Annotated in this window: 13 protein-coding genes and 1 pseudogene; 8 read left to right on the plus strand and 6 right to left on the minus strand. The window is 73.0% G+C overall.

Annotation, left to right across the window (positions count from 1 at the left end):
- The first annotated feature begins 4 nt into the window (after window positions 1-4).
- From AMK26_RS07160 to AMK26_RS07170, 3 genes are all read left to right on the plus strand, one after another.
- Window positions 5-1,684, plus strand: a complete 1,680-nt coding sequence (locus tag AMK26_RS07160; RefSeq protein ID WP_073753310.1) for a serine/threonine-protein kinase — start codon at window positions 5-7, stop codon at window positions 1,682-1,684.
- A gap of 98 nt (window positions 1,685-1,782) precedes the next feature.
- Complete coding sequence (mqnC, locus tag AMK26_RS07165; protein WP_073753312.1) at window positions 1,783-2,982, plus strand: cyclic dehypoxanthinyl futalosine synthase; 1,200 nt, start codon at window positions 1,783-1,785, stop codon at window positions 2,980-2,982.
- A gap of 7 nt (window positions 2,983-2,989) precedes the next feature.
- Window positions 2,990-3,592 carry an imidazolonepropionase-like domain-containing protein gene (locus AMK26_RS07170; protein ID WP_073753314.1) on the plus strand — a complete coding sequence of 201 codons (603 nt, stop codon included), beginning with the start codon at window positions 2,990-2,992 and terminating at the stop codon, window positions 3,590-3,592.
- Between the two features lie 7 nt (window positions 3,593-3,599).
- Here the strand turns inward: AMK26_RS07170 and AMK26_RS38515 are convergent, their stop codons facing one another.
- From AMK26_RS38515 to AMK26_RS07180, 3 genes and pseudogenes are all read right to left on the minus strand, one after another.
- On the minus strand, window positions 3,600-3,908 hold the full coding sequence (locus tag AMK26_RS38515; RefSeq protein ID WP_338015573.1) for a DUF3152 domain-containing protein: 309 nt from the start codon (window positions 3,906-3,908) through the stop codon (window positions 3,600-3,602).
- Complete coding sequence (locus AMK26_RS38520) at window positions 3,839-4,426, minus strand: hypothetical protein (protein WP_338015575.1); 588 nt, start codon at window positions 4,424-4,426, stop codon at window positions 3,839-3,841. The genes AMK26_RS38515 and AMK26_RS38520 overlap by 70 nt, the downstream gene beginning before the upstream one ends.
- Window positions 4,427-4,586: 160 nt before the next feature.
- Window positions 4,587-4,972, minus strand: a pseudogene (locus AMK26_RS07180) (sigma factor); the annotation flags it as partial.
- A gap of 155 nt (window positions 4,973-5,127) precedes the next feature.
- Here AMK26_RS07180 and AMK26_RS07185 point away from each other — a divergent pair.
- Window positions 5,128-5,823 (plus strand): demethylmenaquinone methyltransferase, encoded by a 696-nt coding sequence (locus AMK26_RS07185; RefSeq protein ID WP_073753316.1) that lies wholly within the window; start codon window positions 5,128-5,130, stop codon window positions 5,821-5,823.
- Here AMK26_RS07185 and AMK26_RS07190 read toward each other — a convergent pair.
- Entirely contained in the window at window positions 5,820-6,347 is a 528-nt protein-coding gene (locus AMK26_RS07190; protein ID WP_073753318.1) for a GNAT family N-acetyltransferase, read from the minus strand. The two genes, AMK26_RS07185 and AMK26_RS07190, sit on opposite strands and share 4 nt — an antisense overlap.
- A gap of 98 nt (window positions 6,348-6,445) precedes the next feature.
- Between AMK26_RS07190 and AMK26_RS07195 the strand changes: the two genes are divergently transcribed.
- Window positions 6,446-7,738, plus strand: a complete 1,293-nt coding sequence (locus tag AMK26_RS07195; RefSeq protein WP_073753320.1) for a geranylgeranyl reductase family protein — start codon at window positions 6,446-6,448, stop codon at window positions 7,736-7,738.
- On the opposite strand, the gene AMK26_RS07200 is transcribed toward AMK26_RS07195, so the two are convergent.
- Entirely contained in the window at window positions 7,704-8,714 is a 1,011-nt protein-coding gene (locus AMK26_RS07200; RefSeq protein WP_073753322.1) for a helix-turn-helix domain-containing protein, read from the minus strand. The genes AMK26_RS07195 and AMK26_RS07200 overlap by 35 nt on opposite strands.
- On the opposite strand from AMK26_RS07200, the gene AMK26_RS07205 reads away from it, so the two are divergent.
- Both AMK26_RS07205 and AMK26_RS07210 read left to right on the plus strand, forming a co-directional pair.
- Window positions 8,713-9,696 (plus strand): NAD(P)-dependent oxidoreductase, encoded by a 984-nt coding sequence (locus AMK26_RS07205; RefSeq protein ID WP_274536111.1) that lies wholly within the window; start codon window positions 8,713-8,715, stop codon window positions 9,694-9,696. The two genes, AMK26_RS07200 and AMK26_RS07205, sit on opposite strands and share 2 nt — an antisense overlap.
- Window positions 9,697-9,719: 23 nt before the next feature.
- A complete protein-coding gene (locus AMK26_RS07210) occupies window positions 9,720-10,997 on the plus strand; it encodes a benzoate/H(+) symporter BenE family transporter (protein WP_073753326.1) in 1,278 nt (425 codons plus the stop codon).
- Here AMK26_RS07210 and AMK26_RS07215 read toward each other — a convergent pair.
- Window positions 10,961-11,809 (minus strand): C40 family peptidase, encoded by an 849-nt coding sequence (locus AMK26_RS07215; protein WP_073753328.1) that lies wholly within the window; start codon window positions 11,807-11,809, stop codon window positions 10,961-10,963. The genes AMK26_RS07210 and AMK26_RS07215 overlap by 37 nt on opposite strands.
- A gap of 691 nt (window positions 11,810-12,500) precedes the next feature.
- On the opposite strand from AMK26_RS07215, the gene AMK26_RS07220 reads away from it, so the two are divergent.
- Window positions 12,501-12,860, plus strand: a complete 360-nt coding sequence (locus AMK26_RS07220) for an NADH-quinone oxidoreductase subunit A (protein ID WP_003956195.1) — start codon at window positions 12,501-12,503, stop codon at window positions 12,858-12,860.
- Window positions 12,861-12,876 lie beyond the last annotated feature (16 nt).

Consider the following 12,876-nt stretch of genomic DNA (forward strand, 5'->3'; position numbering starts at 1 on the left):
GCGCATGCAGCCGCTGGAAGTTGGCGATCCGGGGGTCATCGGTCCGTACCGGCTGCTCGGCAGACTCGGGGCGGGCGGCATGGGCCGGGTCTACCTCGCCCGCAGCGAGGGCGGCCGCACCGTCGCGGTGAAGGTGGTGCACCCGCACTTCGCGCTGGACGAGGAGTTCCGGGCACGGTTCCGGCGGGAGGTCGAGTCGGCGCGGCGGGTCGGTGGCGATGGGGTCTCCCCTGCTCGAGGTGGTTCGAGAGCTTGGGGATGGACGGCTCCGGTGCTCGACGCGGACCCGGACGCACCGGTTCCGTGGGTCGCCACCGGGTACGTGAGCGGGCCCCCGCTCGCCCAGGCGGTCACCGAGCACGGGCCGTTGCCGGAGCACACGGTACGGGCGCTGGGCGCCGGGCTCGCCGAGGCGCTGGCGGCGGTGCACGCGCTCGGGCTCGTCCACCGGGACGTCAAGCCCTCGAACGTGCTGCTGGCCCTGGACGGGCCGCGCCTCATCGACTTCGGGATCGCCCGCGCCACGGACGGCACCGCGTCGCTCACCTCCACCGGCGTCTCGGTCGGCTCACCCGGCTACATGGCGCCCGAGCAGATCCTCGGCAAGGGCGTGAGCGGCGCCGCTGACGTCTTCTCGCTGGGCGCGGTCCTCGCGTACGCGGCGACCGGCGCGGCGCCCTTCCCCGGCGGCTCGTCGGCCGCCCTCCTCTACAAGGTGGTCCACGAGGAGCCGGAGCTGGGCGGCGCCCTCACCGGTGAGCTGCGGGACCTGGTCGCCGCGTGCCTGGCCAAGGACCCGGCCGCCCGCCCCGCGCCGGCCGAGCTGGCCGGGCGGCTGGCCCCGGGCGGCGCGGCCGCGCTGGTGTCGGGCGGCTGGCTCCCGGGCCCCCTGGTGGAGCGGGTCAGCCGCGACGCGGTCCGCCTCCTGGACCTGGAACCGCCGGCGCACCCGTCCGCCTCGGGCCCGGTCCCGTTCAGCACCCCGGCGGTGGGGGCGTCGGGCGGTCCGGTGGTCTCCGGTGTCTTCGGCCCGCCCATCGACCCCGTGCCGACGGCGGACGCGGGGCCCCCGCCCCGTAAGCCGGTGTCCCTCTCGGTCAGCACCACCTCCGAGCCGACGGCCACCGGCCGGGGCCGCCGGCTCAGCTGCACGGTGGCCCTCGCGGTGGCGGGCGCCCTGGCCGCCGTGACGGTGGGCGGCGGGTACCTCCTCGGCCTGTTCGGCACGGGCCGCGACCACACCGACACGGCCTCGCCCAAGCCCACGACGAGCGCGAGCGGAAGCGCCCCGGAGGGCGCGGTGCCGGCCTCCGGCGTACCGAAGGAGTTCCTCGGTACCTGGAAGGGCCCGACCCGGGAGGCGCAGGGCGTGCCGCACGGCGACCTGACGGTGGTGATCACCCGGGGCCGTGCGGGCGACGACGTCATGCGCCTGACCACGACCCTCACGGTCCTGACCGTGACCGCCGAGTGCCATGCCGTCGGCCGGCTGACCTCGGCGGAACCCGGCAGGCTCACCGTCACCGACCGCAGCGACCCCAAGCGGCCGGGCTCGCCCGGCATGTGCACCGCCGGCTCCGCCACCCTGACGTTCACCCTCAACGAGGACGGCACCCTCCACTACCAGTCCGACGAGGCAGCGGCCGGACGGCCCTCCGGCACGCTGACCAAGCAGGGCGGGTGAGGGCTCCGGCAGGGGGCGCGGACCCCTGGCGTAGGCTGGTTCGGTCCGCGCAGAACCCCGCAAACCGAAGCCCGCAAACCGCCGAAAGGTGTCACCCGGTGACCGAGAAGGCCGACCTTCAGTCCGTCCTCGACCGTGCCGCGGAGGGCGGGCGGATCACCCCCGAGGAGGCGCTCGACCTCTACCGGTCGGCCCCGCTGCACGCGCTCGGCGCGGCCGCGGACGCCGTACGGCGGCGGCGCTACGCGGGTACGGAGCACATCGCGACGTACATCATCGAGCGCAACATCAACTACACCAACGTGTGCGTCACGGCGTGCAAGTTCTGCGCCTTCTACGCCCCGCCCAAGGACACCGCCAAGGGCTGGACGCGCGACCTCGACGACATCCTGCGGCGCTGCGCCGAGACCGTCGAGCTGGGCGGCACGCAGATCATGTTCCAGGGCGGGCACCACCCGGACTACGGCGTGGAGTACTACGAGAAGCACTTCGCCGCCATCAAGCAGGCCTTCCCGCAGCTGGTCATCCACTCGCTGGGGGCCAGCGAGGTGGAGCACATGGCGCGCATCTCGGGCGTCTCCGTCGAGGAGGCGATCTCCCGGATCCACGCCGCCGGTCTCGACTCCTTCGCGGGCGCCGGCGCCGAACTGCTGCCCGAGCGGCCGCGCAAGGCGATCGCCCCGCTCAAGGAGTCCGGCGAGCGCTGGCTGGAGATCATGGAGATCGCGCACCGGATGGGCGTGGAGTCCACGTCCACGATGCTCATGGGCACGGGCGAGACGAACGCCGAGCGCATCGAGCACATGCGCATGATCCGCGACGTCCAGGACCGCACCGGCGGCTTCCGCGCCTTCATCCCGTACACGTACCAGCCCGAGAACAACCACCTGAAGGGCCGCACGCAGGCCACGATCTTCGAGTACCTGCGCGTGATCGCCATCGCGCGGCTCTTCTTCGACAACATCGCCCACATTCAGGGCTCCTGGCTCACCACGGGCAAGGAGATCGGGCAGCTGACCCTGCACTACGGCGCCGACGACCTGGGGTCGATCATGCTGGAGGAGAACGTCGTCTCGTCGGCGGGCGCGAAGCACCGCTCCAACCTGCGCGAGATGATCGACATGATCCGCACCGCCGACCGCGTACCGGCGCAGCGGACGACGACGTACGAGCACATCGTCGTCCACGACGACCCGGCGAACGACCCGGTCGACGAGCGCGTCGCCTCCCACATCTCCTCCACGGCGATCGAGGGCGGTACGGCCCACCCGGAGCTCACGCTGCTCCCCGCCACCTGAGCCGGCCGTGCTGACGATCCACGTCGCCGAGGCCTCGCCCGGGGCGGCGGTCCTGGTCGAGGGGGCGTACGTCGCCGCCCTCGGCCCGTACGAGGAACTGGCCGCCGCACACCCGCAGGCCAGGGTGCGGCGGTGGCCCGGCATCCTCACCCCCGGGCTGCTCAACCCGTACGGGCCCGAGCTGCTGGAGCAGGCCTACCACCCCGACCCGCGCGAGGCGGACCGGTACGGCACCGAGCCGGTCACCGGGGAGCGGGCGCGGGCCCTCTTCCGCGCCGATCCGTCACGGCAGGGCGCCAGTGCCCGGCGCGGGGTGCAGCGGATGCTGGCGCACGGCACGGTCGCCGTCGCCGGTGAACTGCGCGGCCGGGCCGCCCTGGACGCGGTGCGCCGCGCCGGGCTGGCCGTCGCCGCTCACCGCCCGGCCGCCCTGCCGGGGCCCCCGTCGTTCTCGCCGGTGCCGCTGGTGCTGCTGCCGGGTCTGACCGTCGGCGGACCGGCGCGGTTCGCCGTCTTCGGCGTACCCGACCGCGCCGCCCTCGTACGGCTCGGCGCCTCGACGTGCGTGGCCACCGTGCTGGGTGGCCGGCTGGTGTACCGGGGGCGTTGAGCCGGCCTCACGGTACGGCCGGCCCGCCCAGGTAGCGGCCGGTCCCGTCGTACGGCCAGGCGTTGGGCAGGCACCCCTTCAGGCCCTTGATCTGCTGCATCATCGCCGGAGCAGGGCGCCCCGGGCCCGGGCAGGTCTCGTGGCCACGGCCCAGCCAGTGGCCCACCTCGTGGTTGACGACCAGCGCCCGGTACTCGCCCAGCGGCCCGTCGAACCGCGGTGAGCCCCGCTGCCACCGCTTGAGGTTCACCATGACCGCGGGCCCCACCCGGCAGTTGACCTCGCCGCCCGTGTCCGGACCGTGCGCCCCGCACAGCCGGTCGACCGTCGCCGGGTGGCTATCCGGATGACCAGCCCCGCGTCCGCCCCGGTGACGCGGCGGAACGAGCGCGTGCCGCCGTGCCCCCAGCCGCGCGGGTCCGCGAGGACGGCGGCGATCTCCTCGGCGGCTGCCACGGGGTCCACCCCCGAGCCGTCCTCGACCTCCACCCGGTAGCGGAGCCCGGGGCCGGTCGCGCCATCCGCCGGGGCGACGGCGAAGGCGCCGGGACCGGAGGCGGGGGCGCCGGCGGGTCCGGAGGCGGGGGCGCCGGCGGGTCCGGAGGCGGGGGCGCCGGCGGGTCCGGAGGCGGGGGCGCCGGCGGGGGAGGCGGTCGGGGCAGAGCCCGCCGTGGAGGCGCCCGACGGGGAGGCGCCCGCGGTCGCCTCCACGGGCGGCGCCCCGTCGGGCGAGGGCATCGCGGGTGCCGGCCGCGCCTGGAGCCCCGGGCGGGTGCCGCTCTCCCCCTCCGGCAGGCTCACCAGGACGCCGGCGGCCACGACGCCCGCGACCACCGAGCCCGCGGCCGTACGCCTCCTCCGCCGCCGCCGGACGCGTGTACGCCTGGACGCGCATCCCCCCGTCCAGGGTGAGGTGCTTGCACTTCAGGCCCTTGGCCGGGACGTTCCGGCACTCCGGGAGCGGCTCCTTCCCCGCCGGGCGTACGGAGAACCGCAAATCCTCCCAGTAGCGCAGCACGACCGTCGCGCGTGCCCGGGGCGGAGTTCGGCGAGCGCGGCGAGCAGTGTGACGCGCAGGTCGGACGGTTCGGCGGCGTGCGGGCCGGGGCCTCCGGCCTTGGCGTACGCGACCAGGTCGCGCAGCCGGCGCCGCCGTCCGGCGAGGAAGGTGCGGGTGAGGACCGTCTTCGCGTACGCCTCGGGGTACTCGGCCGCGCTCGCCCGACGCCAGTGCTGGAAGAGCTTGGCCAGCGTCGTCTGGGTGAGATCGCGGGCGGTCTCCGCGTTCCCGCACAGCAGGTACGCCGTGCGGTACAACCGTTGCTGGCAGGCACGGGCGAACTCCTCGAACCCGTCCCGTGAGCCATGTGGTGCCGGCATCGCCCTCCCCTTCGCCGCCCGCGCCTCTCGCGGCCGTCACCCCTCCCTGAGCGCCGGGCGGCCGGAAAGGTTTAAGAGGAGTTCGGAGGAGGAACCTGGCTGGGCGGGCAGCGGCCCGCATCCGCCCGCGTCGGCCCGCCTGCCACAATGGGCGCGTGACGCGAGCAACTCTGGACAAGCAGCCGCACGAAGTCGCCTCGATGTTCGACGACGTCGCCGCGAACTACGACCTCACCAACGACGTGCTCTCGCTCGGCCAGGACCGGCGGTGGCGCAAGGAGGTCGCCAAGGCGGTCGACGCGCGGCCCGGCCAGAAGGTCCTCGACCTGGCGGCCGGCACCGGCACGTCATCGCTGCCGTTCGCGGAGGCCGGTGCGTACGTCGTGCCGTGCGACTTCTCGCTGGGCATGCTCCGCGAGGGCAAGAAGCGCCACCCATGGCTGCCGCTGACGGCGGGCGACGCCACGAAGCTGCCGTTCCGGGACGGCGTCTTCGACGCGGTGACGATCTCCTTCGGGCTGCGCAACGTCCAGGACACGGACGCCGCGCTGCGCGAGCTGTACCGGGTGACCAGGCCCGGCGGGCGGGTCGTGATCTGCGAGTTCTCGCACCCCACCTGGGCGCCGTTCCGGACCGTGTACGAGGAGTACCTGATGCGCGCGCTGCCGCCGGTCGCCCGCGCGGTCTCCTCCAACCCCGACGCGTACGTCTACCTCGCCGAGTCCATCCAGAGCTGGCCCGACCAGCCCACGCTGGCCGGGCTCCTCCAGCGGGCCGGCTGGTCGAAGGTGGCCTGGCGGAACCTGACGGGCGGGATCGTCGCCCTGCACCGGGGCACGAAGACGCTCTAGGCCAGCTCCAGGCGGAAGCAGTACCCCTCCTGCCCGCCGCTGTCGGGAATGGCGTACGTCTCCGCCCGCTCCATCCCGAGCCGCCGCGCCACCGCCACCGACCGCTCGTTGCGGGTGTTCACCATGGCGACCACCCGCTCCACCCCCGCCGCCCGCAGCCGCTCCAGCGTGGCGCGGGCGGCGGCCGTCGCGTACCCCTTGCCCCACGCGGCCCGCGCCAGCCGCCAGCCGATCTCTATCTCGCCGACCGGGCCCCAGGCGCGCGGCCACGGCTGCGCGCCCGTGAAGCCGATGACCTCGCCGTCCTCGTCCAGCAGCGTCCACAGGCAGAAGCCGTGCTCGGCGTCGTGCCGCCGCTGGCGGGCGCTGAGTTCGTGGTAGAAGGACAGTTCGGCGGGCCCGCCCTGGAAGAACTCCATGACCTCCGGGTCGTCGAAGACCCGGTGCCAGGCGTACGCGTCCTCGTCCGTCGGCACACGCAGCCGGACAACGGGCTGGACGGCGCCGGGGAGCAGCTCGGTCATCAAGGTGGCCCTTCGGGTCGGTGATCGGTACGTCCCCATAGACTGCACACGTCCTGTGCCGTCCGGTACGCAATTTCGAGTATTCGGGAGACCCCGCCGTGACCGAGCAGCAGCCCCTCTCCGAACACACCGCGGATGTGATCGTCGTCGGGGCCGGTCCGGCCGGTTCGACGACCGCGTACTACCTCGCCAAGGCCGGCCTGGACGTCCTGCTTCTCGAAAAGACCGCGTTCCCGCGCGAGAAGGTCTGCGGCGACGGCCTGACCCCCCGCGCCACCAAGCAGCTCGTGGCGATGGGCATCGACATCTCCGAGGAAGCGGGCTGGCTGCGCAACAAGGGGCTGCGCATCATCGGCGGCGGGGTCCGCCTCCAGCTCGACTGGCCGGAACTGGCCTCGTACCCGGACTACGGACTGGTCCGCAAGCGCGACGACTTCGACGAGCAGCTGGCCCGCCAGGCGCAGAAGGCCGGCGCCCGGCTGTACGAGCGGTGCAACGTGGGCGCGCCGATCGTCGACGACCGCACCGGCCGGATCACCGGCGTGCACGCCAAGCTGGGCGAGGACAAGACGCCGGTCACCTTCCACGCGCCGCTCGTCGTCGCCGCCGACGGCAACTCCACGCGCCTGTCCCTGGCGATGGGCCTGCACCGGCGCGAGGACCGGCCGATGGGCGTGGCCGTCCGTACGTACTTCACCTCCCCGCGCCACGAGGACGACTACCTGGAGTCCTGGCTGGAGCTGTGGGACCGGCGCGGGCCGGGCGAGGACCGGCTGCTGCCGGGCTACGGCTGGATCTTCGGCATGGGCGACGGCACCTCCAACGTCGGCCTCGGCGTCCTCAACACCTCCGACTCCTTCAAGGAGCTGGACTGGCGCGAGGTGCTGAAGGCGTGGTGCGCCTCCATGCCGGAGGACTGGGGGTACGTCCCCGAGAACATGACCGGCCCGATCCGCGGTGCCGCCCTGCCCATGGCCTTCAACCGCCAGCCGCACTACACGCGCGGCCTGCTGCTGGTCGGCGACGCGGGCGGCCTGGTCAACCCGTTCAACGGCGAGGGCATCGCGTACGCCATGGAGTCCGGGCAGATCGCCGCCGACGTCATCGTCCAGGCCCACGCCCGCCAGACCCCGGCGCAGCGCGAACTGGCCCTGCACCGCTACCCGAAGATCCTCAAGGACACCTACGGCGGCTACTACACGCTGGGCCGCGCGTTCGTGAAGCTGATCGGCAACCCGAAGGTCATGAAGATCGCGACCCAGCGCGGCCTGACGCACCCGCTGCTGATGAAGTTCACGCTGAAGATGCTCGCCAACCTGACGGACCCGACGGGCGGGGACGCGATGGACCGCATCATCAACGGCCTGTCGAAGGTCGCCCCGAAGGCCTGACGGTCCTGAACGCCTTCCGGTAGTCGGTGGGGGAGACCCCCACCGTGCGGGTGAAGTGGCGGCGCAGGTTCGCCCCCGTGCCCAGCCCACTGCTCTCGCCGATCCGCTCGACGGGCAGGTCGGTCGACTCCAGGAGCGTCTGGGCGCGGGCGATGCGCTGCTGGAGCAGCCACTTCAGGGGCGTGGTCCCGGTGGCCTCCAGCACGCGCCGGTGGAAGCTGCGCGGGCTCATCCGCGCCCGGCGGGCGAGGTCGTCGACGCTCAGCGGGTCGGCGAGGTGCTCGGCGGCCCACTGGAGTACGGGACCGAGGCTGTCGGCGTCGGCCGGAGGCAGCGGCGCCTCGATGAACTGGGCCTGGCCCCCCGCCCGGTGGGCGTGCACGACCAGGCGGCGGGCGAGCTGGTTCGCGACGCGGGCGCCGAGGTCCCGGCGGACCAGGTGCAGGCACAGGTCGAGGGCGGCCGTGGCGCCCGCGCTGGTGAGGACGGTTCCCTCGTCGGTGTAGAGGACCGAGTCGTCCACGATCACGGCCGGGTGGCGGGCGGCCAGTTCGGCGGTGTGCTGCCAGTGAGCGGTGGCGCGGCGGCCGTCGAGGAGTCCGGCGGCGGCGAGCGCGAAGGCGCCGGTGCACAGCGACACCATCCGCGCCCCGGCGGCGGCGGCCGCGCGCAGCGCCTCGACGAGTGCGGCGGGCACGTCCTCGCCGCTGTCGACGACCCGCTCGGGGACGGACGGCACGATCACGGTGTCCGCGTCGGCGAGGGCGTCGAGGCCGTGGTCCGTGCGCAGCGCGAAGGGGCCGGTCGTCGCGGGGATTCCGGTGCCGCACAGGCGCAGTTCGTACCAGGGGTCGGCGAGGTCCGGCTGCGGGATGCCGAACACCGCGAGGGCGATGGACATTTCGTACATCTCCCAGAGCGAGATGCCCGCGTCACTGTCCGGTACGACGGCGATGGCGACGGTCCCCGGGCTCATGAGCCCGAGCGTACGGCGCCCGCCGAACGGGCGGCAGGAATTTTGCGGATGTGGGCAGTCCTGCCGCTGTCGGCGCTTCGGGCCCGCTGCGAGGCTGACGATCATGAAGAGCGAACACGACAACGCGCACGTCACCGTCCTCGGGCTCGGCCGGATGGGCTCGGCACTCGCCGCCGCCTTCCTCGCCGCCGGCCACCCCACCACCGTCTTCAACCGCACCCCCGCCAAGGCCGACGCCCTCGCCGCCTCCGGCGCGGTCCGCGCGGACACGGTCGCCGAGGCCGTCGAGGCGAGCGACCTCATCCTGGTCTGCGTCCTCGACTACGCCGCCGTGCACGACCTCCTGGACCCGGTCGCCGGGTCGCTCGCGGGGCGCACGCTGGTCAACCTGACGTCCGGATCCCCGGAACAGGCCCGGGAGATGGCCGCCTGGGCCGCCGGGCACTGTGCCGGCTACCTGGACGGCGGCATCATGACGACGCCGGACGGCGTGGGCCACGCGGAGAGCATGTTCCTCTACGCCGGCTCGCCCGAGGTGCTCGCGGCCCACCGCGAGACCCTGGCCGTGCTCGGCGACCCCATCGACCTGGGCGCGGACCCCGGGCTCGCCTCGCTGTACGACGCGGGGCTGCTGGGGCTGATGTGGTCGGTGTTCGGCGGGTGGCTGCACGCCACGGCGCTGGTCGGCGCGGACGGGGTGGCGGCGAGCGCCTTCACGCCGGTCGCCGTCCGCTGGCTGACGACGGTGAGCGGCTTCATGGACCGGTACGCCGGCCAGATCGACGCCGGTCACTACCCGGGCGACGACGCCACCATCGACGTCCAGCTCGCGGCGATCGAGCACCTGCTGCACGCCGGCCGCGAGCGCGGGATCGACGGGCGGCTGCCGGAACTGCACCGGGAGCTGATGGCGAAGGCGGTCGCCGAGGGAAACGGCGGCGACAGCTACGCCCGCCTCGTGGACGCCTTCCGCGGGCGCTGATCCGGGTACGGCACGATGAGCGGATGATCCGAGGACCGATACGTACGGGCGGAGCCCTGCCCCTGACGGCGGTGACCGCCGGGACCGTGGCCATGGTGGTCTCGTACGCCGGGCCGCTCGCCCTCGTCCTGGCCGCCGCCTCCGCGGCCGGACTCACCCAGGGGCAGGCGTCGTCCTGGGTGTGGGCGATCTCCATCGGCGCGGGCGTCACCTGCGTGGGCTTGAGCTGGTGGAGCCGCGCCCCGGTCATCACCGCGTTCTCCACGCCCGGCGCGGCGATCCTGGTCACCGCCCTGCCCCAGCACGGCTACGCCGAGGCCGTCGGCGCCTTCCTCGCGGCGGGCGTGGCCGCCACGGCGCTCACCGCCACCGGGGTGTTCGCGCGGGTGATGGCCCGCATCCCGGGGGGCGTGGTCGCGGCGATGCTCGCCGGGACGCTGTTCTCCTTCGGCACGGCGGTCTTCACGTCCGTGCGTACGGCTCCGCTGCTCGCCGGCGCGATGCTGCTGGCGTACCTGCTGGCGCGGCGCCTGGTGCCGACGTACGCGGTGGTGTGGGCGCTCGTGGCGGGCCTGGCGGTGGCGGGGGCGACGGGCGGACTACGGGTTGATCTGCCCGGATTGGGGCTCGCTGTCCCCCATGTCACGATGCCTCAGTTCTCGGCCGGGGCGCTCGTCGGGATCGGCGTGCCGCTGCTGGTGGCGACCCTGGCCGGGCAGTACGCGCCGGGCCTCGCGGTGCTGAACGCCGCCGGGTACCGGCCGGACAGCCGGGTGGTGTGCGGGACGACGGGTCTGGTGTCGGTGCTGCTGGCGCCGTTCGGCTCGCACGCGGTCAACCCGGCGGCCATCACGGCGGCGATCTGCACCGGGCCCGACGCGCACCGGGACCCGGCCAAGCGGTGGATCGCCGGCGTGGCGTGCGGGGTGGGGTACCTGGTGGTCGGCTGCTTCGGCTCCACGCTGGTCGCGTTGTTCACCGGACTGCCCAAGGCGCTCGTCGCCACGCTCGCCGGGGTGGCGCTGCTCGGCTCCATCGCGGGCAGCCTGGCGCGTACGGTCGCCGATGAGCGCGACCGGGAGGCCTCCGTCATCACGTTCCTGGCCACCGCGTCGGGCGTGACGATCGCCGGGATCGGTTCGCCGTTCTGGGGCCTGCTCGCGGGCGTCGCCGCGCACGTCCTGCTGCGTACGCGGACACCGAAGGGCCGTCGCTCCCTCCCCGAGCGGGGGAGCGACGGCCTTTCACGCCCTGTGCGTACGCCTCAGAGCACGCGGACCGCGCCCGACGGCATGTCGTAGTCGAGCGAGCGCTCGACGACACCCGTGCTGGGGTTCTGCGCGCCGACGAACATGCCGCCGCCCACGTAGATCGCCACGTGGTACGAGTTGCTCCGGCTGCCCCAGTAGAGGATGTCGCCCGGCTGGAGGTTGTCCAGCGAGACGGAGGTGCCGCGGCTGGACTGGTCGCCGGAGACGCGCGGGAGCTCGATGCCGGCCTGGCGGTAGGCGGCCTGGACGAGCCCGGAGCAGTCCCAGGAGTTGGGGCCGGTGCTGCCCATGACGTACGCGTCGCCGACCTGGGCGCGGGCGAACGCCACGATCGCCGCGGCGGAGCCGGTCGCCTGGGACGAGTCGTAGGAGGAGCCGCCGCCGTCGCTGTCGTCGTCGGAGGAGCCGACGGACGCGGACAGCGTGGTGCGCTCGGAGGAGCGGGAGGCGCGCTCGGCGGCCTCGGCCTGGGCCTTCGCCTCGGCCTTGCGCCGGGCCTCTTCGGCCTCCGCCTTGCGCTCCGCCTCGGCCTTGGCCGTCTTGGCGTCCTTCGCGGCCTTGACGGCCGCGGCGTCCTCCTGTGCCTGCAGCTCCTGGTCGAGCGCGATCTGCTGGGTCGCCTCGGCGGAGGCGGCGACGGCGCTCGACAGGTCCGCGGACAGGTCCGCGTTGAGGGTGGGCATCTCGATGGTCTCGGTCACCGGCTCGGCATTCGCCGGCCCGGCAGCACCGGCCACCGCGATGGTGCTGAGGACGCCACCGGCAACTCCGGCTCGCAGCGAGAGCTTCGAAGCGCTGCGGCGGGGCTTCCGGTGGCTGGGTATGTGAGCGGTGTGGGACATGAGTACAACCGCTATCAGGGCTTCACGGTTCCCTTCAAGAAACGTGTGTTGCGCCACAGTTGCGCGCGGATTGGGTGAATCCGCTTCCGTGTACCCCTTATTGACGCCGTAACGGACATTGCGGACTGTGGTGATCAGGGCCGTGATCATGGGTTTTCCGCGAAACGCCCGAATTGCCGTGCTCTTACCACTCCTTCACTCCGGTGGCCAAGCCCGCTTTCACAGGCCCCGTGGCGGAGTGACGCAGGTCACAGAATGATCACGCCGCGGATGCCCGGAAGATCGTGAAAGCGCGCACGTGTCCACTTCGGTCCCGGCTGGCCCCTCGGGCGAGTGAAGCGGGGCTCTCTATCACCCGAGTGAGTCCAGGGCGAATTTGCTTGTAGTTACCACCTCTTGATAGGGCGCGACCCCTCTGACCAGCCGCGACTTCTTGGAATGTCACAGCTCGTAAGCGCGTGACCACATGCGGTATGAAGATCGCCGCGCCCTGGAATTCATGATCCTTCGCCAGGTGGTGGAGATCACAAAGGCGTTGCCGTACCCCGTGTCGCAGATCACAGATCGACGGGCATAGGATGCGAAGCAGTCGGGCTTGTGAACTGCCTCACATGTGCACGATCTTCGCGAGGCGGCGAGACGGTGCCCGGTGCGGTCCATCGGTCAAGGACGACTGGAAGGAGCGAGGAGCGTGAATGCCTACGCGCCCATCCTCGTGCTCGGCGCCCTCGGGGCAGGGTTTGCGATCTTCTCCGTGGTCATGGCCACGCTTATCGGCCCAAAGAGGTACAACCGGGCGAAGCTTGAGGCATACGAGTGCGGTATCGAGCCGACGCCCACTCCGGCCGGAGGGGGCCGCTTCCCGATCAAGTACTACCTGACGGCGATGCTCTTCATCGTCTTCGACATCGAGATCGTCTTCCTCTACCCCTGGGCCGTCAGCTTCGACGCCCTGGGGCTTTTCGGGCTCGTGGAGATGCTGCTCTTCGTGCTCACCGTCTTCGTCGCCTACGCGTATGTGTGGCGGCGCGGCGGCCTGGAATGGGACTGAGGGGCTGAGGGGCACC

This window comes from Streptomyces sp. CB03234 (genome assembly GCF_001905885.1).
In the GTDB taxonomy this organism is placed as follows: domain Bacteria; phylum Actinomycetota; class Actinomycetes; order Streptomycetales; family Streptomycetaceae; genus Streptomyces.